This is a genomic window from Anaerostipes sp. 992a (assembly GCF_001940245.1).
In the GTDB taxonomy this organism is placed as follows: Bacteria; Bacillota; Clostridia; order Lachnospirales; family Lachnospiraceae; genus Fimousia.
The window spans coordinates 827046-850540 of sequence record NZ_MJIG01000004.1 but is presented as its reverse complement, the minus strand read 5'-3'; the positions used below and the strand labels follow the sequence as shown (position 1 = coordinate 850540).

Here is a 23495-nt window from a genome sequence, read left to right as displayed (position 1 = left end):
TAGCGGGAGATATCTCACACCTCTATAGGAATGATTTCTACTTTTGGACAGGAAAGAACGAATTTGAATTGGGAAGGAGAAAAAGAATGAAAAAAAGAATATGGAAAATCGCGCTTAGCTTTGCAATGATGTTTTTTGTGACGGTACCGACAGAAGCAACAACGATCAGTGTACCAAAGCGGGGAAATCAGGAGGTAAAGAGGGAAAGCGAAGAACATGGAAAAGGTTCTATGAATTCAGTAACTGGGCTTACCTATCAGCCGGGAACGATGGATACAAAAGGTCTTCCATCAAAGTTTATCCAGAAGGAGGCAAAGGAGGATCTGGCAGATTATATTGCACCGCTGACTCCGGTAAAGGATCAGAATCCGCTGGGAACCTGCTGGATTTTTGCTTCCAATGCCAATCTGGAATCTTTCTTAAAGCAGAAAGAAGGAACAGAATATGATTTTTCAGAGAATCATCCAAAGAATCTGATGGCAAAGGGGATGACCACAGGGAAAAATCCATACAGCTTGGCCTGGGATATTTACCAGGGTGGTAATATCGATATGATGCTGGCGTACTGGACCAGAGGAACGGCAACTGGACCGGTTCTGGAAGAAGACGACCCATATAACAATGATGATTCGGTAAAGACTACGGTAAGTGAGTTGAATAAAAAGCCGGTTACCGGACATTATGTGACAGGTTCTAAAACGTTAGGAACGCCTTATTATAATGAGGGTTCTAAGTGGTGGAAAAGTGACGAACACAAAAGTTATGTAGAGGATATGAAGGCCATGATCAAAGCGTATGGGGCCATCTATGTGTCTTATTATTCTTCTGATGCTACGGATTATCAGTTCACTTATGAGGATGGAAAAATAGGATGGTCCTATATCAGCACCAAGCGGAAAGGAAATATGGATATCAATCAGACGGATCATGCCGTTACTGTAGTGGGATGGGACGACGATTTTTCCAGAAATAACTTCTACCATGATGAATATATGGACTGCAGACCGAGTAAGAATGGGGCCTTTCTCGTTAAGAACAGCTGGGGAACAGACTGGGGAGAGGATGGATACTTCTGGATCTCCTATGAGGAATATTTTGATTTGGCAACCACTGTGACGGATGTGAAGCAGAGAGCGGAAGTGTATGATCATATTTATGAATATGATACCTTTGGATTGACCGGTTCCTGGGCTTGCTGGGATGAAAAACGCCTTGTATACATGAATCGGTTTAATAGAAGTACATCGAATCAACAGAAGGTAACCGCCATTGGCACTTATTTTGTACAGCCTGGCGCAACTATTAATGTATATATCTCTCCAAACAGGGATGCCAAAGATCTGGTAAAGGTAGCACAGCAAAAAGTGGATAAGATGGGTTATCAGGTCATTGATTTTTCCGATCAGCCCGTCACGATTATCGATTCCAAATATCTGGCGGCTATTGAGGTGATCGCGCCAGAGGGAGAGGATCCTATTTATCCAGTAGAAGACAGACTGGAGAGTTACGATCCAAAGGCAGAGGCCTTGGTTGGGCAGAGTTATATTGCCGATACAGGAATTTCTGGTGTAAAAAAAGGAAACTATGTGGATGTGGTAAAGCAGCCGGGAGGCAAAAACTTAAATGTCTGCATCAAAGCCTATACAAAGGATACGGGAGTGAAGCTTACCAGCCTGTCTGGGGCAGAGGTGACCGGATGTGTCAATAAGACTTATACAGGAGAGGCGACCAGCCAGACGCCGACGGTAGTATTAGATGGACAGCAGCTTTCAGAAGGCCAGGATTACCGTGTGGTATACAGTAATCGGACGGATCCTGGCATTGCGACTATGACTATCGTGGGCAATGGAATGTATAGTGGGTCTGTTGCTAAGAATTATACCATTGCACCAAAGAGTACAACAGTCACATCCATATCCAGTACTTCCAAAGGGAAGCTTTCCTTGAAATGGAAGTCTTCTCCGAAGGTAACGGGATATGAGGTTTATATAAAGAAGCCTGGAAGTAGTAAGTATATGAAGGCAAAGACGACCACATCTACGAAAACGACCCTTACGCAATTGAAATCAAAGAAGAAATATTATGTAAAGGTGCGGGCATACAAGACTTCCAAAGGTGAAAAGGTATATAGTACCTTTAGTAAATGGCGTTCAAGAACCATAAAATAAGAGTTTAAGAAAGTGCTGCAACAAAAGCAGTGCTTTCTTTTAAAAGGGGAGGTGTTGCTTATGATGAAGAAAAAAGTAGCAGCATGGATCATGACTTTTGCTATAGTGGCTGGAATACCAGGATCAGCCTATGGAGAGGTCATAAGTCAGGAAGAAAAAGGCAGGGGGTATGTGAAGCCAAAGATTGAGATTCCATATGAAAAAGGGACAGAGAATCATGAAAATCTTCCTTTCAAAATGATCCCAAAGGATGCAGCAGAGGATCTGTTGGATTATACAGCCGAGACAACACCGGTGGGCAATCAGGGAAGTCTGGGAACCTGTTGGATTTTCGCTACCTACGGCAATCTGGAATCCTTTTTAAAAAAGCAGACCGGAATCGAATATAATTTTTCTGAGAATCACGTAAAATATATTTCTACCAAAAGTGATACGAAGACGAAAAATCCATATGCATTTGATTATTCTGTCTATACAGGAGGAAATTTCTGGATGTCTCTTGCCTATTTGACGAGAGGAACCGGAACAGGACCTGTGTTAGAGGCTGATGATCCATATGATGAAAAGACAAAAAGAAGCTTGTCGGTTACACTGGAAAAGACAGCAACGGGTGATTATGTGGCTGGTGCGAAGATTCTTGGTGACTTGGAGTATGATGTGATCACCTCTGATTGGTGGAAGACGAGTGAACATAAAAGCTATATTAAGGACATGAAAGCCATGATCCGCAAATATGGAGCGATTTATAGCTGCTATAATTCCTCCAACGGAGATTATCATATTTTTAAATATAAGGACGGAACAAAGGGACTTGCGTATTTAAGCAATATAAAAGCAGAGAGGGACAGTTCTGAAATTCCAGGTCCGGATCATGCAATTACAGTAGTGGGATGGGACGATGGATTTGCCAGGGAGAATTTCAGTAAGTCCAACCGGCCAACGAAAGACGGAGCATTTCTGGTAAAGAACAGTTGGGGCGATACATGGGGAGAGAATGGGTATTTCTGGATTTCCTATGAGGAACTATTTCAACACACCTGCTCTGTGACTAGGATGACCGATCGAAGCAGTTTATACGACCATCTGTACGAATATGATACACTTGGATGTACCTCTTCTCTGGTCGGTTTTGATGATCGCATTACCTACATGAACCAGTTTAAGAGAACCACATCCAGACAGCAGAAGATTACAGCAGTATCCAGCTATTTTCTGAGCAAAGGAATAACAGCCAATGTATATATTTCTCCGGATCGGGATGTGAAGCATTTAAGGAAGGAGGCGACGGTAACGATAAAAGATACCGGATTCCAGGTCATCGATCTGGATACACCGGTAACCATTACGGATTCCAGATATCTGGTGGCCATTGAGCTGGAATCTTCAGAACAATATCTGGAATATCCATTGGAGGATAAATTGTCTGGTTATTCTTCCAATGCAGTTGCTGAGCAGGGACAAAGCTATATTGGCGGTAGCATTATGGCGATCAAGAAGGGGCAATACAAAGATTTAACCAAAAAATCAGGATGGGAAGACGCCAATGTATGCTTGAAGGCGTATACGAAGGATACTGGAAAGATCTTAAAGAGCTTAAGTGGAGCAGAGGTAACCGGATATACGGATAAGGTTTATACAGGCGAAGGAATTCGCCAGAGTCCGACAGTAACCTTAAATGGCACAAAACTGGAGGAAGGAACGGATTATCGGATTGCCTATAACAATTGGATCAGCCCGGGGATCGCTACCATGACCATTGTGGGCAATGGGGAATATTGTGGATCTGTTGCAAAGCAATATAGAATATTGCCAAAAGCACCGGAGATTACATCCATATCCAGTAATTCCAAAGGGTGTCTGTCTTTAAAGTGGAATCGGCCATACAAAGCGGATGGGTTTGAAATCTACCTAAAGAAACCTGGAAGCAGCCGATATACAAAGGTGAAGACGACGACTGCTACCAGTGCTGTTTTAAAGAAATTAGCTTCAAAGAAAAAATATTACGTGAAGATACGTGCATATAAAAAAGTTGGAAATGAAAAAATCGATAGCAAACTGAGTTTATGGAGATCAAGAACAATAAAATAGATTGTTTCAAGGTTTGATTTCAGTTATAATGACAATAGATTTTTAGCGATAAAAGAGGAAGAAGAAAAGGAGCAAGAATGAAGAAAAAGATAATTGCTGCGCTTTTGGCATGCACGATGATGCTGCCAACATCTGTTTCTGCCATGACGATTACAGGAACAGGAAGCGTTGATCAGAAAACCAATAGTGAAGGAGGAAAGATTCCTTCTCATGTAACCATGGACTATGAAGAGGAAAATATCGGATCCTTACCATCAAAGATGATTCCAAAGAATGCAGCGGAGGATCTGGAAAAATATTCTGCTGAAACCACATCAGTAAAAGATCAGAACCCACTGGGAACCTGCTGGATCTTTGCTACTTATGGCAATCTGGAATCTTATTTGAAAAAGAACAGTGGAACGGAATATGACTTTTCTGAAAATCATATGAAGTATTCCATGACAGCCAGTGATCCGGATAAGGAGAACGTGTATGGCTATGATTTTCTTGCCAACGATGGTGGAAATTACTTTATGTCCATGGCATATCTGACCAGAGGAACACTGACTGGACCAGTATTAGAGTCAGAGGACGCCTATGATGGAGGAGAGCAGAGAAGCATCTCCACTACAAAAGCGAAGACAAAGACAGATATTTATGTGGAGAAGGCAAAGCTGCTTGGTGATGTGCAGTATACGTTAAACGATGATGGATGGTGGAAGAAGGCGGCTTATAAGAACTATCTGAAATCCATGAAATCTATGATCTATAACTACGGGGCTATTTATTCTGGTTATTATTCCAAGAACTCCAATGCTGCCAATTATCATTCCTTCAGTTATGAGGATGGTACAAAGGGAGTGGCTTATTTAAGTGATCTACGGGAAACTGGAGGAAGCAATCCTCTTAGGTCTTATTCCAACCATGCCATTACGGTCGTAGGATGGGATGATAACTTCTCCAGAGAGAACTTTTATGAAGGCTGTCGCCCGGATAGTGATGGCGCATTTCTTGTCAAGAATAGCTGGGGGGAAGACTGGGGAGAAGGCGGTTACTTCTGGATTTCCTATGAAGAATATTTTTCTGAATCCACCAGTGTTATGTCTACCACCAACAGAAGTGGATTATATGATCATCTGTATGAATATGACCCACTGGGAGTGACAGATACTTATAGAGTGAATAGCAAGAAACTGGTTTATATGAATAAGTTCTCCAGAAGCACTACGAAGAAGCAGAAGGTAACTTCTGTATCCAGTTATTTCTTGCAGAGTGGCGTAACCGTGAATGTATACGTATCTCCATCCAGAGATGTATCAAAATTAAAGAAGGTGGCAACGACTACCATTGATAATAGTGACAGTAATAAGTATAATGATACCGGATTCCAGGTGATCAATCTGGATACACCAGTAACCATTACGGATTCTAAGTATCTGGTGGCGATTGAAATTGTATCCGATACAAAGGGTATCAGCTTCCCAGTAGAGGATCGGTGGTATGACTATACTTCCTTAGCGGATGCAGAGAGTGGACAGGGATATTTTGGAGACAGCATTACAGATATAAAAAATGGAGAATACCAAGATCTTACGGATAATTATGTATATTATTCAGAATATGATGACTATAAATCTTTGAAGAATGCCAACTTCTGCTTAAAGGCTTATACAAAAGATACTGGAACTACATTAAAGAGTATCAGCAAAGCATCGGTAACGCATGATACACAAAAGACTTACACTGGAAAGAGCATTACTCAGACACCGACGGTAAAATTAAATGGAACGACCTTAAAGAAGGGAATAGATTACCGCATTACTTATAGCAATAATAAGAATCCGGGAATTGCAACCATGACCATTATTGGAAATGGAAATTATTGTGGAAGTCTTACAAGAACCTTTAAGATTGCTCCAAAGGCACCATCCATTTCTTCTATTTCCAGTACTTCCAAAGGAAAGCTGACGATCAAATGGAATAAGCCATATAAGGCAAGTGGGTTTGAGGTTTATGTAAAGGTACCGGGAAGCAGCAAGTATGTGAAAAAGAAAACAACAACTTCTACCAGCGTAACTCTGACTGGATTAAAATCCAAAAAGAAATATTATGTAAAAGTCAGAGCATATACAAAATCAGGCTCTACTAAGATCTATAGCAGTCTGAGCGGATACAGATCTAAGACGATCAAGTAGAGTTGAGTGTGCTATTTTAAAATATGACAGGATGAGAACAGGCAGCCCTTGGAGAGAAGGGAAAGAAGGCAATATGTATCAGGAAATCTGGAATTTATTATACCCGAAGCACTGTCCAGTCTGTTTTGAGATTTTAGAGGATCAGAAGGGCGATATCTGCCCTTCTTGTAGAAAGAAGGTAAAGAGAATAAGGCAGCCGTACTGTTATCAGTGTGGGAAACCGCTGTTGTCAAAGGAGCAGGAGTATTGTTACGATTGCAAAAGGCGTAAACTATCCTTTGACCGGGGCTTTTCCATTGTAGAATATGATACAGCTACGGCACCTTCTATTTTAGCGGTAAAATATAAAAATCGCCGTGAATTCGTAAAATTTTATGGGCGTATGGGAAGAGAGCAGTATGAGAAAATATTAAGAGAACTGGATCTGGATGGAATTATTCCGGTACCTCTTGCCAGAAAAAAACAAAGGAAACGCGGGTTTAATCAGGCGGAGCTTTTTGCCAATGAAGTGGCTGGCTGGTTATCTGTACCGGTTAATCGTAGGCTTTTAATACGGGGAAAGGAGACCACACCTTTAAAAGAGCTTTCTCCATTGGAACGTCGGGCAGCTCTTCTTAAAGTGTTTTTCTGGCAGGAGAAGTATTATCGGGGAGAACGCAGGGTTCTTTTAGTCGATGATATCTATACATCAGGTGCCACTGCAGATGCCTGTACGAGAATATTAAAGAAACATGGAATTGAAAAAGTATACGTCTTGACCATGGCCATTGGTCGGGGAGACAGTTAGGAGATGAAGTATGAGTTTAGATGCTGGAATCAGCAAGGCATTGTTAAATTGGTATGATTATAATGCCAGAATCCTTCCATGGAGGGAGGAGCCAACACCATATCGGGTATGGGTTTCTGAAATTATGCTTCAGCAGACCAGAGTGGAGGCAGTAAAGCCTTATTATGACCGATTTATGAAAGAACTGCCATCGGTGGCAGATCTGGCAGCCGTAGAAGACGATAAGCTGATGAAATTGTGGGAAGGACTTGGCTACTATAATCGGGCAAGAAATCTTAAGGTTGCAGCAAATCAGGTGATGGATGAGTTTGGTGGAGAAATTCCCGGGGATTATCAGTTGCTCCTTTCCTTAAAGGGAATTGGAGAATATACAGCTGGTGCCATTGGATCCATTGCTTTTGGACTTCCGGTAGCCGCAGTAGATGGCAATGTGCTTCGGGTAATCACGAGGATTACCGGTGATGAAAGAGATATTCTGAAGCAGTCTACCAAAAAGGCGATTACAGAGGATCTTCTGGAAATCATTCCAAAAGAACGGGCAGGTGATTTTAACCAGGCACTGATGGAGCTTGGTGCTATGGTATGTGTACCTAATGGAAAGCCAAAATGCGAGGAGTGTCCTTGGGATACGATCTGTCGTGCCTACAAGGAGGATCTGACGGAGCGGATTCCGGTAAAAATGCCAAAGAAAAAAAGGAAGATTGAGCATAAGACGATTTTTCTGTTGGAATATCAGGATAAGATTGCCATCCACAAACGGCAGTCGAAGGGGCTGCTGGCAGGGCTTTGGGAATTTCCTAATGCAGAGGGCATTCTTCCTGTTGAGGAGATGGAAAGGAAGCTGAAGGAATGGCAGGTTACCCATTTCCAGTTGGATACGACAGCAAAAGCCAAGCATATTTTTAGCCATATCGAATGGCATATGACAGGATTTCACATTCTTTGTGAGGAAAAACCGGAGTTAAAAGATCTGGTGTGGATTTCACGGCAGGAGATGGAGGATGCATATGCAATTCCGACTGCATTTGCCCCATTTAAGGCAGCACTTTAAAATCCATGACTTATCTGTTATAATAAACATCAGAATAAAATGAAATGTAGGACTGGAATATGAGATTTAGACCATGTATTGATATACACAATGGAAAAGTAAAGCAGATTGTTGGTGGAAGTCTAATGGATGTCGGCAATCAGGCTAAGGAGAATTTTATATCCGACAAAGATGGCGGATATTATGCAGGATTATATAAGGACCATGGATTAAAGGGAGGACATATTATTCTTTTGAATCCGGCAGGTTCAGAGTATTATGAAGAGGATGTCAGACAGGCAGAGTTGGCATTGAAAGCTTACCCCGGTGGCCTTCAGATCGGAGGCGGCATCAATGCCGAGAATGCACCAAGATTTCTTAAGATGGGTGCTACCCATGTTATTGTCACCTCTTATGTATTTAAAGATGGAAGGATTCAGTATGAGAATCTGGAAGCCTTAAAAGAGGCAGTTGGGAAGGAACATCTGGTTCTGGACCTAAGCTGCAGAAAGAAGGATGGAAGATATTATGTAGTAACCGATCGGTGGCAGAAGTTTACCGATGTGGTGTTAAATCTGGAGGTTCTGGATGAATTGTCCGAGTATTGCGATGAATTTCTGATTCATGCGGTGGATGTGGAAGGCAAAGCATCGGGAATCGAACAGGAACTGGTAAAGCTCCTTGGAACATGGAATCGGATTCCGATTACGTATGCAGGTGGCGTACGAAGTGAAGAGGATCTGTCATTATTAAAGAAGCTGGGGAAGGGACAGATTGATGTGACCATTGGAAGTGCACTGGATCTGTTTGGCGGAACCATGAAATTTGAGAATGTATTATCATATTGCGATTCCATCATATAGTGAAAAAGGAATTATGAAAATAGGAGGGATAGATATGGAACTTTTATATGAAGCCAGCAATTTTAAAATACAATTATATTGGGTACTACCGTTTGCAATTCTTGGATTTGCCGGATTGTACGCAGTTTATAAAGGACCAAAGCTGTTTGTGAGATTTTTAGGAGTCATCGCATTGGCCATTTGTGCATATACCCTGTTCCATTTTTGTTACGGATATGTATCCATTATTGAAACATACAAGAATGGAAATTATCAGACCGTAGAAGGAGAGGTAGAGAACTTTTCACCGGCATCCCAGGGAGGAGAGACCACGGAGGACGAGGAAGAAGAGAGTTTTAATATCCGAAGGGTACATTTTTCCTATGGTAAGACTTTTATCAAGAAGTTTGGTTATCATCAGGTATCTACCAATGGCGGATGTATTAAGGAAAATGGACAGTATCTGCGAATCGGATATCTGGCAACAAAAAAGGGAAATGTAATTGTAAAGATTGAAGAGGATAAATCAGAGGAACGATAATGAAGATTGCTTATTTTTATATTACGGAACAGGGCAGACATCTGGCAGAACGGTTGAATGAGGATACGCCTGGTGTACTGTTTGGAAAAGAATCCTTAAAGGAGAATATGAAAAAGGCATTTTATGAATATGATGGGCTGGTATGTATTATGGCAGCAGGAATAGTGGTGCGGATTCTCGCACCACTTTTTGTTCATAAAAAGGAAGATCCAGCCGTTGTTGTGATGGATGCGAAAGGGAAATATGCGATTAGCCTGTTGTCTGGTCATTTGGGCGGAGCCAATGAGCTGGCAGAGAAGTTAGCTAAGGTGACAGAGGGAGAGGCGGTGATTACTACAGCGACGGATGTGGAGGAAGGATTTGCCTTTGACATGTTTGCTAAAGAAAGGGGACTTTCCATTGAGAACATAGAAGAGTTAAAATACATTTCTTCTGCTATTTTACGCAAAGAGCCGGTAGAGGTAAGGACTCCTTATGAATATGAAGAGCTAAATAGGGAGGAACTGATTCCATATCGGGAAGAGAGCCGGAATCCCCTTGTAGTCATTGATGAATGTCTTTATCATTACTCCGAAAGACATGTGCTGTTTCTGCGACCCAAAAGCCTCTATATCGGGATTGGATGTAAATACGGAATGGATGGAGAAAGCATACGAAAGGCGGTTTTAGAAGTCCTAAAAGAAGAGGGATATTCCCAATCTTCCATTGGAGGAATTGCAACAATTCCAAAGAAAGCGAAAGAACCGGGAGTCAAGGAGGCAGCAGAGTATTTTCATACGAGCATCTGTGTGGTAGAGCCAGAGGAGATCGATGGGCTGGATTTTGATAAATTAAAAATTAAACAATCGGAGTTTGTGAAAAATACGGTGGGAGTGGCTTCAGTGGCTACAGCATCTGCATTTTTAGCATCCGGACAGGGAAAAATTTTGGTTGACAAGCGAAAATTTCCTGGAATTACGGTATCTATTGCCAAAAGTAATCAAAAATGAGAGAAAAATCTATCGAAAAAGTATAGATTTTTTTTATAAATTTAGTATAATTAATGTGTGTGTTAAATTTTTGTCTATAAAGGAGGAGACTTATGCGAGTTATCAAATGGTTGGATAACTATCTGGAAGAAGCTCTTTTGGTTATCATGCTTCTTTTTATGATGGTTATCATGGGTATTCAGGTAACGGCACGATATGTGTTTAGTTACTCTTTATCTTGGTCAGAGGAAATCACAAGATATTTATTCATCTGGTCAGGATTCTTAAGTATCAGTTTTTGTATCAAGAAAGGTGCATCTGTTAAAATTGAGCAGTTTGTAGGCCTTTTTCCAGATCGTGTATTAGCAGCTATTCGCCTGGTTACATACACAGTGGAGATTCTGTTCTTTGCTTATTTAATTCCTTATGCATATCGTTATATTTTAGCGGCTGTTGCAAGTAAACAGCTTAGTCCTGCATGTGGAATTCCAATGTATCTGATGCAGTCAGCAACTTTGATCAGTTTCTGTCTGGCTATTATTCGACTGGTTCAGAAGTGGATTCAGCGATTTATGGTAGTAATTGGAAAAGAAAAATTAAATGAGAGAGGAGAATAGAGTATGTCAGCTGGAGTAGTACTATTTTTATTTTTTCTATGCTTAGTATTTGCAATTCCAATTTCTATTTCTCTTGGAATTGTATCAATCTTACCAGGAATTTTTGACCCATCCTTTACTGCCAGCGGAAGCTATATCATCCGTTCTATGTTCGGTGGAATCGATAGTTTTCCATTATTGGCAGTGCCGATGTTTATTCTTTCCGGTTTGATCATGGCCCGTGGGGGGATTTCAGAAAAGTTATTTGATCTGTTTGCATATTTTATTGGAAGAAGAACCGCAGGTCTGCCTTGTGCCGTAATCGTAACTTGCTTGTTCTACGGAGCAATTTCCGGATCTGGGATTGCAACGGTAGCGGCAGTTGGAAGCATGACCATTCCGATTTTGGTAAATTTAGGATATGACAGAAAGTTCTGTACGGCCGTTGTGGCAGTAGCAGGAAGTCTGGGAGTTATCATTCCTCCAAGTATTCCATTTATCATGTTTGGTATGGCATCAGGGGAATCGGTAAGTGATATCTTCCTTGCCGGAATTATACCAGGATGCCTCATTGCGTTACTGTTAATGGTATATGCCATTGCGTACTGTAAAAAATTTGGCGAAGATAAGGAAAAGATTAATTTCGAAATGGACAAGCTTCATGAAAGAGGATTGTTTAAGGTATTCCGTGAAAGCTTCTTTGCTTTATTATCACCGGTTATTATTTTAGGATGTATTTATTCAGGAATTGCTTCTCCAACAGAAGCTGCGGTTATTTCCGTATTTTATTCCCTGATCGTCAGTTTATTTATATATAAGACCATTAAGTTTAGAGATATTTATTCCATTCTTTCTGAAGGAGTTAAGACTTATGCACCGATTTTATTTATTCTGGCTGCATCTACGGCCTTCTCAAGAGTGCTCACATTAATGCAGGTTCCACAGAGCATTAGCGCATGGATCTTATCTACATTCTCAAGTAAGGTAGTGATTTTATTAGTTGTAAATGTTTTTTTACTGCTGGTAGGTATGGTTATGGATACAACACCTGCGATCTTGATTCTGACACCGATCCTGATGCCGATCATGGAAGGCATTGGTGTGAATCCAATTCACTTTGGTGTATTCATGGTAGTAAACCTTGCAATCGGATTTGTAACACCTCCAATCGGTGTAAACTTATTCGTAGCAAGCTCCATGACAGATATTCCGGTTATGGATATTGCCAAAAAAGCGATGCCATTAATTGGCTTCTTCTTAATTGCCCTATTACTGATCACATTTATACCACAGCTGAGTTTGACATTGTTAGGTTAGAAAGGGAGGCATTAAGATGAAAAGATATTTAAAGAAGATTATATTATTAGTTTCTGTCTTATCCATGGTTCTCTCTGTAAGTGGCTGTGGAAAGAAATCAGCAGAGGATGAAGAACAGCGTTATGCATGGCCGCTGGCAACCTGCAGTACGGAGGATACGATTACGCATGTATTTGCATCAAACTTTGCGGACCAGGTTGGTAAGCTGAGTGATGGGAAGATGAAGATTCAGGTATATCCACAGAGTACCTTAGGTGGTGACCGTGAGTTGATGGAAAGCTGTAAGGATGGAGATATTCCATTTGTCGTACAGTCTCCAGCACCACAGGTAAGCTTTATGCCAGAGCTTTGTATTTTTGACTCTCCTTGTATGTTTGATGATATTGAAGACGCAAGGGCAGCAGTGAACGGAGAAGAGTTCCAGCAGAGCATCAAAGGAATTTACCAGGGAGCAGGCTATGAGCTGCTTGGATTTGCAGATCAGGGCTTCCGTGTTATGACGACGAATATTGGTTATACTGGTGACATGTCTTTCTTTAAGGGACAGAAGATCAGAACAATGGAGAATACATATCATATCCAGTTCTGGAAGGCAGTTAAGGCCAATCCAACACCGATGACCTTTAGTGAAGTGTATATTGGTCTTCAGCAGGGTACTATCGATGCACAGGAGAATGCGTATACTCTGATTGAAAGTGCCAAATTATATGAACAGCAGAAATATATCGTAGAGACTAATGCGGTTCCGGATTATATTACGTTGATCGCCAGTGATGAGTTTATGAAAGAGCGTACACCGGAAGAACAGAAGATTATCCGTAAAGCTGCAGAAATTGCACAGCAGATGGCTTGCGATGCCGCCGATGAAGGAAGAGAAAAATGTAAAAAAATGTTAGAGGATGATGGTATGAAGATCCAGACATTGAATGAAAAGACATGGAAGGATATGCAGAAAGCCAGTGAACCGGTTTATGAAAATATTAAGAAGAAAACCGGCGATCGCCTCTTTGAATTATATTCTGAAGGTGCAAAAAACGGAGAAACAAAATAGCAAATAAAGAAAGGCTGATAGGCAGTTGAAAAATCAACGGTTTATCAGCCTTTCTTTTATATAGGATAGTCTTTTGTTACAGAGGAAGCAGTGTTATTGGATTCTCCTGTTTGAATCAGCACACCTCCGATGATCAGAATCAGTCCGACTAGGGAAAGAAATGTAATCTGTTCTTTTAACAAAATTCTTCCAAAAATCAGGCTGAGAAACGGACACAAATAAGCAAGAATAGAAATCTTGGCTGTCTGTCCAGTATTTAGGGCAATTCCCCATAGTACATAAGCAATTGCGTTGACAAAAATTCCGATCCACAGCATGCCTGGAAGGACTGAAATCTCAGGAAGAAAAAAGGTATGAGTAACGCCACAATAGATTCCAGGTAAAACAGTGGAAATCATAAATGCGAAAAATAGCATGATAAATTGATCATAATTATTCTTTTTATTGAAAACAGAGTATAGACCATAGCAGATTGCAGCCAGGAAGCAGGCGGCCATACCCATCAGACTTCCAGATGAGGAACTGCCAGTGCTTCCCTGAGCACAGATTACGATCATGCCGAGGAAAGAGATGGCCATGGACAGAAGCTTCCGGATGGTCAGTGGTTCTTTTAAAATAATACAGGAAAATAAGATGATCATCATCGGCCACATATAGTTAATAATGCATGCAATCTGAGAGGTCAGGAGCGATAGACCTACATAGTAGAGGGCATTGTAAAAGAAAAGCCCCAGAGTGCCGAGAAAAAGGATGTTCTTATAATCTTTGAAAGAATAGATACGAAAAAATCCAGGTCCATGCAGTACTATGTTGATGACTAGAAGGGTCAATGCTGCAATGCCACTTGTATAGAACAAAACAGGCATTGGCTGAAAATTATTTAGCAGAAGTTTACTAACGGCAGAAAGGGTACTCCATAACAGTACAGTAATGCCAGCCATTGTATATTGTTTTTTCATATATAAAATCCTCCTTTTTCCATTCAAGCCCGCTCTTTTTCTTCATTTAAGCAGTCTGTACGCTTGAAGGAGATGTTGTAGTATAGAATAGCATAAAAGTAAAAAATTTGAAAGATTTTCCAGATGAAATTCATGTTTTTTAAAATACCTATTGACGTTGTCGGGATAAAGTGCTAACATATTAACAAATGAAAGAAAGCTTTTAAACCGTTGAAGTGGAGATAACGGCAAATCGTGCACTTACAGAGAGTCGGGTAGCTGAGAACCGGCAGAACGCAGCTTGTCAAATGGACCACTGAGGGCGTAGTCAAAGGCAGTCATCTGCTGAGTATTCTACGACGTAAGGCATACGTTAGTTGCCAGGAATATGATAGTATTCTGATAAGTGCAGGGGGTGGTTTCGATACCATCTCTGAATCAAGGTGGCACCGCGGAAAGAGATTTACCGTCCTTGACAAAGAATTATCTTTGTCAAGGGCGTTTTTTTGTTTACATAAGACATTCGAGGAATTTCTTATGTAACAAAAAAGTCCTTTCACCTATCAGAACAACAGATGAAGAAAAGATGGAAGGAGAACATCATGTATTATCCAAAGCTAGAAGAAATCAGACAATATGAAAACGAGTATCGAGCAGTTCCAATATGTAGAAAGATTTGTTCGGACCTATATACACCCCTTCAGATTATGAGAAAGTTAAAAGCAGTGAGCCATCATTGCTATATGTTGGAAAGTGTAGAAGATTCCAGAGTTTGGGGTAGATATACATTTTTAGGGTACGATCCGAAATTGGAGATTACATGTAAAGATCACGTAGTCACCATTCAGAATGGTACCAGTATTCGAGTAAAAGCGGAAGATCCATCGGTATATATTCGTCAGATTTTAGAAGAGTATAAAAGTCCTAAGATCAAAGATATGCCTGATTTTACTGGAGGACTGACTGGATATTTTTCCTATGATTATATCAAATATCAGGAGCCATCCTTACAGCTGGATGCGGAGGATGAAGAAGGATTTAATGATTTTGATCTGATGCTGTTTGACAAGGTTATTGCTTTTGACCATTTAAAACAACAGATTTTCTTCATCGCCAATGTAAAGACTGATCGCTTGGAAGAACATTATGAAAAGGCAAAAGTAGAAATTGAAAATATGATTCAGCTGGTGAAAAAGGGTAAGGAAAAAGAAGAAGAACCTCTGCAGATTCAGACAGAATTTAAACCCTTATTTCAAAAAGAAGAGTTTTGCAATATGGTGGAGAAAGCAAAACATTACATTCTGGAAGGGGATATCTTTCAGGTAGTGTTGTCAAACCGCCTTACAGCAAAAGCGGAAGGAAGTCTTTTAGATACTTATCGAATTTTAAGAATGACCAATCCTTCTCCATATATGTTTTATTTTAGCAGCGATGACATTGAAATTGCAGGAGCCTCTCCAGAGACCCTGGTAAAATTAAAAAACGACACCGTGCATACCTTTCCTTTAGCAGGAACAAGACCGAGGGGAAAGACAGAAAAGGAAGATTTCGAGCTGGAAAAGGAACTTTTGGCGGATCCAAAGGAACTGGCAGAGCATAATATGCTGGTGGATTTGGGAAGAAATGATCTTGGAAAGGTCAGCCAGTTCGGCACCGTAGAGGTAGAAAAGTATATGGAAATTGAGAGGTTTTCTCATGTGATGCATATTGGCTCTACCGTAGTCGGAAAGATTCAGGAAGAAAAAGAGGCGCTGGATGCCATAGGAGCAGTACTTCCTGCAGGGACTCTTTCTGGAGCACCTAAATTTTGGGCATGCCAGATTATCAATGAATTAGAAAATAATAAAAGAGGAATCTATGGAGGTGCCATTGGGTATTTGGATTTTACCGGAAATATGGATACCTGCATAGCCATTCGGATCGCATATAAGAAAAATGGAAAAGTGTTTATACGTTCTGGAGCAGGAATTGTAGCCGACAGTGTTCCAGAGACAGAATATAAAGAGTGCATTCACAAAGCGAAGGCAGTTGTCAATGCACTGGAACAGGCAGAAGGAGGATTACAGGAATGATTTTATTGATTGATAATTATGATAGCTTTTCCTATAATCTGTATCAGCTCATCGGAAGCATGAATCCAGATATTAAGGTGATTAGAAATGACGAAATGACAGTAGAAGAAATAGAGAAAATGAATCCGGACAAGATTATCCTTTCACCGGGACCAGGAAGACCGGAGCAGGCCGGTATATGTGAGGATGTGGTGACATATTTTCAGGGGAAAGTTCCAATTTTAGGAGTTTGCCTCGGACACCAGGCTATTTGTCAGGTATATGGAGGAACAATTACCTATGCCAAGGCATTGATGCATGGAAAACAGTCATTGCTGGCGGTTGATTCTACCAGCCTGTTATTTCAAGGAATGAAAGAGAAAATTCCAGCAGCCAGATATCATTCTCTGGCAGTGGAACGGGAATCTATGCCAGACTGTCTTATGGTAATTGCCAGTGCTGAGGACGGAGAGATTATGGCAGTAAAGCACAAAGAACATGAGATTTATGGAGTTCAGTTCCATCCAGAATCCGTATTAACACCGGATGGAAAACAGATATTGAAAAACTTTTTAGGAGGTAATGCAAAATGATGAAAGATTCTGTATTAAAGGTAGCAACAAAAGAAAATCTAAGCTATGAGGAAATGAGACAGTCTATGGATGAAATTATGTCAGGGCAGGCAACTCAGGTTCAGGTAGCATCATTTCTTACAGCATTATCCTTAAAAGGAGAAACCATTGAAGAAATCACAGCAGCGGCAGAAGAAATGAGAAGGCATGCGGTTCATCTGGAACATGAGATGGATGTACTGGAAATCGTAGGAACCGGAGGGGATAAATCCAATTCCTTTAATATTTCCACCACATCTGCATTTGTCATTTCTGCTGCAGGAATACCGGTGGCAAAGCATGGAAACCGGGCAGCTTCCAGTAAGTCAGGGGCAGCAGATGTATTAGAGGCATTGGGCGTGAATCTGATGATTGATGAGGTCAAGAGTAAGAAAATCTTAGAAAAGATTGGCATGTGCTTTTTGTTCGCACAGAAATATCATCCAGCTATGCGCTATGTAGGACCGGTAAGAAAGGAGCTGGGTATTCGGACCATTTTTAACATTTTAGGGCCATTGACCAATCCGGCAGGGGCTAATATGCAGCTTTTGGGTGTATATAGTGAAGATTTATTAGAACCTATGTCAAAAGCACTGGCAAATCTGGGCGTGCAGAGGGGAATGGTAGTCTATGGCAAGGATGGACTGGATGAAATTTCTGTCAGTGCACCAACTGCAGTATGTGAAATTCAGGATGGACAGCTGACCACTTACGAAATTACGCCAGAAGAGTTTGGTTTGGAGCGTTGCCAGAAAGAAGATCTTGCAGGAGGAACGGCAGAAGACAATGCTCAAATTACAAAAGCAATCTTATCTGGAGAGAAGGGACCAAAGAGAAATGCGGTATTATTAAATTCCGCAGCAGCCATTCACATTGCAAGACCATTCATTTCTATAAAAGAAGCGATAAAGATGGCAGAAGAACTGATCGACAGTGGAAAGGCAATGGAACAGCTGGAGGCATTTGTGAAGCTGACCAATGAGGAGTAGAAAATGATGATATTAGATGAAATTGCAGCAAAGACCAGGATCAGGGTGGAAGAATTAAAAAATAAGATTCCTCTTTGCGAAGTCAAAGATAAAGCAGAACAGATGGAAAAGGATACCGGCTTTCCTTTTTATAAATGCCTGGCAGAGAAGGAGCTTTCCTTCATCTGCGAGGTGAAGAAAGCATCGCCTTCCAAGGGAGTTATTGCAAAGGAGTTTCCTTATCTGCAGATTGCAAAAGAATATGAGGCAGCAGGAGCCAGTGCCATTTCCTGTCTTACAGAACCGTACTATTTTCAGGGATCCGATCAGTATTTAAACGAAATCGCAAGGGAATGTAAGATACCAGTGCTCCGAAAGGACTTTGTGGTAGACGAATACCAGATATATGAAGCAAAGGTGCTGGGAGCATCGGCAGTATTGCTCATTTGTGCCATTCTTGATAAGGATACGATCAAAAGATATATTTCCATTGCAGAAAGCCTGGGCCTGGATGCGCTGGTGGAGGCACATGATGAAAAGGAAGTGAAGGATGCTATTGAGGCAGGAGCAAGAATCATTGGTGTCAATAACAGAGATCTTAGGACTTTTACCGTAGACATTACCAATAGCGTAAGACTTCGGTCATTGATACCAAAGGAAATTCTTTTCATATCAGAAAGTGGGATTAAGACCAAAGAGGACATCCAGGTGTTAAAGGAAAATGGCACCAATGGGGTGCTGATTGGAGAAACCCTGATGAGAAGTCAGGATAAGAGGGCAGAACTTAAGAGATTAAACGGAGATGAAGATGACAGCAATTAAAATCTGTGGATTGAGAAGAGAATGTGATATTGATTTTGTCAATGAGGCCATGCCGGAGTATATAGGATTCGTATTTGCAAAAAGTAAGAGACAGGTAGATGCCAGAGTGGCAAAAAAGCTAAAGGATAGACTACATCCTGATATAAAGGCGGTAGGTGTTTTTGTGGATGAAGAGGCAGAAAGAATTGCTGATCTTTGCAAGCGGGGAATTATCGATATGATTCAGCTTCATGGAAAAGAAGATGAAAATTATATTGGAAGGCTTCGTACTATGACGGAGGCACCGATCATAAAAGCAGTCAGAGCAGGTCAGATGACAGCACAGGAGTTACATGGGATATCAGCAGATTATTATCTGATCGACAGTGGAAAAGGAAGTGGCAAGACCTTTGACTGGAGTCAGGTACCAGAAGAAATCAGGGTACCATGGTTTTTGGCAGGAGGTCTGTCTACGGAGAATATAGAAGAAGCGATTAGAAAACTGCATCCCTATGGCGTGGACTTTAGCAGCAGTGTTGAGGTAGATGGCTATAAGGATCGAGATAAAATATTAGAAATTGTAAGGAGAATAAGAAATGTCAAAAGGTAGATTTGGAGTCCATGGTGGACAATATATTCCAGAAACATTGATGAATGAAATCATTCGACTGGAAGAGGCGTATGAATTTTATAAAAATGATAAGGATTTTAACGATGAATTAAACACATTATTAAAAGAGTATGCGGGACGTCCCTCTCTTTTATATTATGCAGAGCAGATGACAAAGGATCTTGGAGGAGCAAAAATTTATTTAAAAAGAGAAGATTTAAATCACACAGGTTCTCATAAGATCAACAATGTACTGGGACAGTGTCTTCTGGCAAAAAGAATGGGAAAAACCCGCGTCATTGCTGAAACCGGAGCTGGACAGCATGGAGTAGCAACGGCAACAGCAGCAGCCCTTTTAAATATGGAATGCGAGATTTTCATGGGAAAAGAGGATACAGATCGTCAGGCTTTAAATGTATATCGTATGGAGCTTTTAGGAGCAAAGGTTCATGCAGTAACCAGTGGAACTATGACATTAAAGGATGCAGTAAATGAAACGATGAGAGAATGGACTTCCAGAGTTAGTGATACCCATTATGTGCTTGGATCTGTTATGGGACCACATCCATTTCCAACTATTGTAAGAGATTTTCAGAGCGTAATCAGCCGGGAAGCAAGAGAACAGATCTTAAAGCTGGAAGGTAAGCTGCCGGCAGCCGTTATGGCTTGTGTCGGTGGAGGAAGCAATGCCATGGGTATGTTCTATCATTTTATTCCGGATAAAGAAGTTCGCCTGATTGGCTGTGAAGCTGCAGGGAGAGGAATTCATACGGACCAGCATGCGGCAACCATTGCAAAAGGAACATTGGGGATTTTTCATGGTATGAAATCGTATTTCTGCCAGGATGAATACGGACAGATCGCACCTGTATATTCTATATCTGCTGGTTTGGATTATCCAGGAATCGGACCGGAGCATGCCAACCTTCATGATACTAAGAGGGCAGAATATGTGCCGGTAACAGACGAAGAAGCGGTAGCAGCATTTGAATATCTGGCAAAAACAGAAGGAATCATCTGTGCCATTGAAAGTGCTCACGCAGTAGCGCAGGCATTAAAAGTTGCAAAGGAATATACACCGGAGGATTCTATCATCATTTGTTTATCCGGACGCGGTGACAAGGACGTAGCAGCAATTGCAAGATATCGAGGAGTTGAGATTTATGAGTAGAATAGAGAAAGCATTTGATCATGGAAAGGCATTTATTGGATTTGTAACAGGAGGGGATCCAACCCTGGAAAAAAGTGAAGAATTTATTATGGAAATGGTACGAGGGGGAGCGGATCTGATTGAAATTGGAATTCCATTCAGTGATCCGATTGCAGAAGGGCCGGTTATTCAGGATGCCAATATCCGTGCGCTGGCCAATGGAGCTACTACCGATAAGCTGTTTGATATGGTAGCATCCATAAGAAAGAAAACAGATATTCCGATTGTATTTTTGACATATTTAAATCCGGTATTTAAATATGGCTATGAAACGTTTTCACAAAAATGTCAGGAGGCTGGTGTGGATGGTCTGATCATTCCGGATCTGCCATTTGAAGAAAAGCAAGAACTGGCACCGATCGCAAAAGCCTATGATGTAGATGTAATCTCATTGATCGCACCGACCTCTAAGGATCGAATCACGAAAATTGCGGCAGATGCGGCAGGATTTATCTATGTGGTATCTTCTATGGGAGTGACCGGTGTAAGAAGTGAGATTCAGACCGATTTGGACAGTATTTTAAAATTAATCCGGGAGGCTTCTGATAGACCGGCAGCCATTGGATTTGGTATCAGTACACCAAAGCAGGCAAAGGAGATGGCAGGAATTGCAGATGGAGCAATTGTGGGAAGTGCCATTGTAAAGATTGTAGAAAAGTATGGAGATGCTGCTGGTCCTCATATTTATGAATATGTAAAATCCATGAAAGACGCGGTTATGGAAGCGTAATTGAGACAAAATCTTTATTACATCATTTCGCTGGAAAAAAGAATGTGCTATCATATAGAAAGAAATCAGTAGAGAACATGAGGTGAATCATATGGAGTGGCTGGATATTGTAGATATGGATGGAAATCCCACAGGAGAAGTGGTGGAACGGACGCAGGCACACAGGAAGGGAATCTGGCATAGAACCTCCCATGTTTGGCTGGTACGAAAATATGATCAGGAGATTCAGGTGTTATTACAGAAGCGAAGCAGGAATAAGGACTCCTATCCAGGGTGCTATGATACTTCTAGTGCTGGACATATTCCAGCTGGTAGTGGATATGAAGAGTCTGCCCTTCGTGAGCTGAAAGAAGAACTGGGAGTAACAGCTTCGGAAGAGGAGCTTCATTTATGTGGCAGACGGGTAATCTATCACGATGAAGAATTTCATGGAGAGATGTTTGTAGATCGCCAGATCAGCAAAGTATATTTTATATGGAAAGATTTAGAAGAGAAAGATTTTACGATTCAAAAGGAAGAATTAGAAAGTGTAAAATGGATGGAAATCGGGCAGTGTATCAATATGGTAAAAAGTCAGACTATGAAAACCTGCATTGCGCTGGAGGAAATACAGATGGTGAAAAACCAGTTAAGCAAAGAGGAGGAATCATTGCTTGTCAAATAGTAACGGCAATGTTACACTAATTCTTAGCGAAAGTAAATGGAAATGAGGAAGTAATATGAATTTTGATACATCTAAGGAATTATTTGATCAGGCAGTAAAGGTGATGCCAGGCGGTGTTAATTCACCAGTTCGTGCTTATGGTTCTGTAGGAAGAACCCCATTATTTATTGATCATGCAAAGGGAAGTAAGATCTACGATGTAGATGGCAATGAATTTATCGATTATGTATGTTCCTATGGACCAGGTATTCTGGGACATGCAAGAGAGGAGGTCATTGAAGCAGTGCAAAAGGCTGCAGTAGATGGTCTGACCTTTGGTGCTCCAACAAGAAGAGAAACGATCATTGCAGAGATGATCAAAGAGATGATGCCTTCTATGGAAGTCACTCGTCTGGTAAGTTCTGGAACAGAAGCGGTTATGTCGGCTATCCGTACTGCCAGAGGTTTCACTGGAAGAGATAAGATCATTAAATTTAAGGGGTGCTACCACGGTCATTCCGATGGCCTTTTAGTAAAAGCAGGATCTGCAGCGCTTACAAGCTCCGTTCCAGACAGCGCAGGTGTACCGGAAGGATATACAAAGACGACTTTGGTGGCATTATATAATAATGAAGATTCGGTAAGAGAACTTTTTGAAGAGAATAAAGATGAGATTGCAGCGCTTGTTGTAGAGCCAGTGGCAGCCAATATGGGCGTGGTACCGCCAAAACCAGGTTTTTTACGATTTTTAAGAGATATCACAGCAGAAAATGGAACAGTTCTGATTTTTGATGAGGTCATTACTGGATTTCGTTTAAGCCTTGGTGGAGCACAGCAATATTATGGAATCAAACCGGATATGACCACACTTGGAAAGATCGTAGGTGGAGGAATGCCGATGGCAGCCTATGGTGGCCGCAAGGAAATCATGGATCATGTATCTCCGGTGGGCAAGGTATATCAGGCAGGAACTCTTTCTGGTAACCCGGTTGCGACAGCAGCAGGAATTAAGACACTGGAAATCTTAAGAGATGACCCGGCAATTTATGATCGAATTGATGCCAGTGCAAAGAAAATTGCAGATGCACTGAGAAAGCAGGGAGAGAAAAGCGGACAGCCAATCTGGGTCAATCAGGTAGGGTCACTTTTATGTGCTTATTTTACAAAGGATCCAGTAGTAGACTATGATGGAGCAACTTCTTCTAATATGCAGGCATTTTCTGATTATTTTGGATATGCATTAGAGCATGGAGTATATCTGGCACCTTCCCAGTATGAAGCTATGTTTGTTTCTGACGCACACACAGAAGAAGACATTAGGAAGACATGTGATGTATTGATGCATGCATGTAAGTAATAGAGGATAAT

Annotated in this window: 21 protein-coding genes; 20 read left to right on the top strand and 1 reads right to left on the bottom strand. The window is 41.1% G+C overall.

The genetic code is table 11. From position 1 onward, the window contains the following. The first annotated feature begins 86 nt into the window (after window positions 1–86). The 11 genes from BHF69_RS08490 (at window position 87) to BHF69_RS08440 (ending at window position 13565) form a co-directional block, all read left to right on the top strand. The gene (locus BHF69_RS08490) at window positions 87–2168 is read left to right on the top strand and encodes a C1 family peptidase (RefSeq protein WP_075670607.1); all 2082 of its coding nucleotides are present in this window, start codon (window positions 87–89) and stop codon (window positions 2166–2168) included. A 60-nt stretch (window positions 2169–2228) separates the two neighbouring features. Then, entirely contained in the window at window positions 2229–4256 is a 2028-nt protein-coding gene (locus BHF69_RS08485) for a lectin like domain-containing protein (protein WP_075670605.1), read from the top strand. Between the two features lie 77 nt (window positions 4257–4333). Next, window positions 4334–6433 (top strand): lectin like domain-containing protein, encoded by a 2100-nt coding sequence (locus tag BHF69_RS08480; protein WP_075670603.1) that lies wholly within the window; start codon window positions 4334–4336, stop codon window positions 6431–6433. Between the two features lie 73 nt (window positions 6434–6506). Continuing rightward, entirely contained in the window at window positions 6507–7220 is a 714-nt protein-coding gene (locus BHF69_RS08475; RefSeq protein ID WP_083651168.1) for a ComF family protein, read from the top strand. Window positions 7221–7230: 10 nt separating this feature from the next. Next, window positions 7231–8271: an A/G-specific adenine glycosylase gene (mutY, locus tag BHF69_RS08470; protein WP_075670599.1), complete on the top strand. Its 1041-nt coding sequence runs from the start codon at window positions 7231–7233 to the stop codon at window positions 8269–8271. A gap of 59 nt (window positions 8272–8330) precedes the next feature. After that, a complete protein-coding gene (gene hisA / locus BHF69_RS08465; RefSeq protein ID WP_075670597.1) occupies window positions 8331–9113 on the top strand; it encodes a phosphoribosylformimino-5-aminoimidazole carboxamide ribotide isomerase in 783 nt (260 codons plus the stop codon). Window positions 9114–9147: 34 nt separating this feature from the next. After that, on the top strand, window positions 9148–9633 hold the full coding sequence (locus BHF69_RS08460) for a hypothetical protein (RefSeq protein WP_192846987.1): 486 nt from the start codon (window positions 9148–9150) through the stop codon (window positions 9631–9633). After that, window positions 9633–10622, top strand: a complete 990-nt coding sequence (locus tag BHF69_RS08455; protein WP_075670595.1) for a cobalt-precorrin 5A hydrolase — start codon at window positions 9633–9635, stop codon at window positions 10620–10622. The genes BHF69_RS08460 and BHF69_RS08455 overlap by 1 nt, the downstream gene beginning before the upstream one ends. Before the next feature lie 92 nt (window positions 10623–10714). After that, window positions 10715–11218 (top strand): TRAP transporter small permease, encoded by a 504-nt coding sequence (locus BHF69_RS08450; protein WP_075670593.1) that lies wholly within the window; start codon window positions 10715–10717, stop codon window positions 11216–11218. A gap of 3 nt (window positions 11219–11221) precedes the next feature. Further along, the gene (locus BHF69_RS08445) at window positions 11222–12514 is read left to right on the top strand and encodes a TRAP transporter large permease (protein WP_075670591.1); all 1293 of its coding nucleotides are present in this window, start codon (window positions 11222–11224) and stop codon (window positions 12512–12514) included. Window positions 12515–12530: 16 nt separating this feature from the next. Then, window positions 12531–13565, top strand: coding sequence for a TRAP transporter substrate-binding protein (locus tag BHF69_RS08440; protein ID WP_075670589.1), 1035 nt, complete (start codon window positions 12531–12533; stop codon window positions 13563–13565). 56 nt (window positions 13566–13621) lie between these two features. Here the strand turns inward: BHF69_RS08440 and BHF69_RS08435 are convergent, their stop codons facing one another. Next, window positions 13622–14524 carry a DMT family transporter gene (locus BHF69_RS08435; RefSeq protein ID WP_075670587.1) on the bottom strand — a complete coding sequence of 301 codons (903 nt, stop codon included), beginning with the start codon at window positions 14522–14524 and terminating at the stop codon, window positions 13622–13624. Between the two features lie 581 nt (window positions 14525–15105). Here BHF69_RS08435 and trpE point away from each other — a divergent pair. The 9 genes from trpE (at window position 15106) to hemL (ending at window position 23484) form a co-directional block, all read left to right on the top strand. Beyond that, a complete protein-coding gene (gene trpE / locus BHF69_RS08430; RefSeq protein ID WP_075670585.1) occupies window positions 15106–16575 on the top strand; it encodes an anthranilate synthase component I in 1470 nt (489 codons plus the stop codon). Next, window positions 16572–17147, top strand: coding sequence for an anthranilate synthase component II (locus BHF69_RS08425; RefSeq protein WP_075670583.1), 576 nt, complete (start codon window positions 16572–16574; stop codon window positions 17145–17147). Before trpE ends, BHF69_RS08425 begins: the two co-directional genes overlap by 4 nt. Next, complete coding sequence (gene trpD / locus BHF69_RS08420) at window positions 17144–18154, top strand: anthranilate phosphoribosyltransferase (RefSeq protein WP_075670581.1); 1011 nt, start codon at window positions 17144–17146, stop codon at window positions 18152–18154. The genes BHF69_RS08425 and trpD overlap by 4 nt, the downstream gene beginning before the upstream one ends. 6 nt (window positions 18155–18160) lie before the next feature. Then, complete coding sequence (gene trpC / locus BHF69_RS08415) at window positions 18161–18955, top strand: indole-3-glycerol phosphate synthase TrpC (RefSeq protein WP_075671789.1); 795 nt, start codon at window positions 18161–18163, stop codon at window positions 18953–18955. Then, the gene (locus tag BHF69_RS08410) at window positions 18942–19544 is read left to right on the top strand and encodes a phosphoribosylanthranilate isomerase (protein ID WP_075671791.1); all 603 of its coding nucleotides are present in this window, start codon (window positions 18942–18944) and stop codon (window positions 19542–19544) included. The genes trpC and BHF69_RS08410 overlap by 14 nt, the downstream gene beginning before the upstream one ends. Beyond that, the gene (trpB, locus tag BHF69_RS08405; RefSeq protein ID WP_075670579.1) at window positions 19531–20715 is read left to right on the top strand and encodes a tryptophan synthase subunit beta; all 1185 of its coding nucleotides are present in this window, start codon (window positions 19531–19533) and stop codon (window positions 20713–20715) included. The genes BHF69_RS08410 and trpB overlap by 14 nt, the downstream gene beginning before the upstream one ends. After that, entirely contained in the window at window positions 20708–21484 is a 777-nt protein-coding gene (gene trpA / locus BHF69_RS08400) for a tryptophan synthase subunit alpha (protein ID WP_075670577.1), read from the top strand. The genes trpB and trpA overlap by 8 nt, the downstream gene beginning before the upstream one ends. Window positions 21485–21575: 91 nt before the next feature. Then, window positions 21576–22148, top strand: coding sequence for an NUDIX hydrolase (locus BHF69_RS08395; RefSeq protein WP_075670575.1), 573 nt, complete (start codon window positions 21576–21578; stop codon window positions 22146–22148). Window positions 22149–22203: 55 nt separating this feature from the next. Next, window positions 22204–23484, top strand: coding sequence for a glutamate-1-semialdehyde 2,1-aminomutase (hemL, locus tag BHF69_RS08390; RefSeq protein ID WP_075670573.1), 1281 nt, complete (start codon window positions 22204–22206; stop codon window positions 23482–23484). The last annotated feature ends 11 nt before the right edge of the window (window positions 23485–23495 follow it).

Coding starts and splice junctions, on each gene's coding strand:
- BHF69_RS08435 (WP_075670587.1), bottom strand. CDS start 14,524: ATGAAAAAACAATATACAATGGCTGGCATTACTGTACTGTTATGGAGT.
- trpA (WP_075670577.1), top strand. CDS start 20,708: ATGAGTAGAATAGAGAAAGCATTTGATCATGGAAAGGCATTTATTGGA.
- BHF69_RS08450 (WP_075670593.1), top strand. CDS start 10,715: ATGCGAGTTATCAAATGGTTGGATAACTATCTGGAAGAAGCTCTTTTG.
- BHF69_RS08490 (WP_075670607.1), top strand. CDS start 87: ATGAAAAAAAGAATATGGAAAATCGCGCTTAGCTTTGCAATGATGTTT.
- BHF69_RS08395 (WP_075670575.1), top strand. CDS start 21,576: ATGGAGTGGCTGGATATTGTAGATATGGATGGAAATCCCACAGGAGAA.
- BHF69_RS08440 (WP_075670589.1), top strand. CDS start 12,531: ATGAAAAGATATTTAAAGAAGATTATATTATTAGTTTCTGTCTTATCC.
- BHF69_RS08425 (WP_075670583.1), top strand. CDS start 16,572: ATGATTTTATTGATTGATAATTATGATAGCTTTTCCTATAATCTGTAT.
- hisA (WP_075670597.1), top strand. CDS start 8,331: ATGAGATTTAGACCATGTATTGATATACACAATGGAAAAGTAAAGCAG.
- BHF69_RS08475 (WP_083651168.1), top strand. CDS start 6,507: ATGTATCAGGAAATCTGGAATTTATTATACCCGAAGCACTGTCCAGTC.
- trpB (WP_075670579.1), top strand. CDS start 19,531: ATGTCAAAAGGTAGATTTGGAGTCCATGGTGGACAATATATTCCAGAA.
- BHF69_RS08410 (WP_075671791.1), top strand. CDS start 18,942: ATGACAGCAATTAAAATCTGTGGATTGAGAAGAGAATGTGATATTGAT.
- trpE (WP_075670585.1), top strand. CDS start 15,106: ATGTATTATCCAAAGCTAGAAGAAATCAGACAATATGAAAACGAGTAT.
- trpC (WP_075671789.1), top strand. CDS start 18,161: ATGATATTAGATGAAATTGCAGCAAAGACCAGGATCAGGGTGGAAGAA.
- BHF69_RS08460 (WP_192846987.1), top strand. CDS start 9,148: ATGGAACTTTTATATGAAGCCAGCAATTTTAAAATACAATTATATTGG.
- trpD (WP_075670581.1), top strand. CDS start 17,144: ATGATGAAAGATTCTGTATTAAAGGTAGCAACAAAAGAAAATCTAAGC.
- BHF69_RS08445 (WP_075670591.1), top strand. CDS start 11,222: ATGTCAGCTGGAGTAGTACTATTTTTATTTTTTCTATGCTTAGTATTT.
- hemL (WP_075670573.1), top strand. CDS start 22,204: ATGAATTTTGATACATCTAAGGAATTATTTGATCAGGCAGTAAAGGTG.
- BHF69_RS08455 (WP_075670595.1), top strand. CDS start 9,633: ATGAAGATTGCTTATTTTTATATTACGGAACAGGGCAGACATCTGGCA.
- BHF69_RS08480 (WP_075670603.1), top strand. CDS start 4,334: ATGAAGAAAAAGATAATTGCTGCGCTTTTGGCATGCACGATGATGCTG.
- mutY (WP_075670599.1), top strand. CDS start 7,231: ATGAGTTTAGATGCTGGAATCAGCAAGGCATTGTTAAATTGGTATGAT.
- BHF69_RS08485 (WP_075670605.1), top strand. CDS start 2,229: ATGATGAAGAAAAAAGTAGCAGCATGGATCATGACTTTTGCTATAGTG.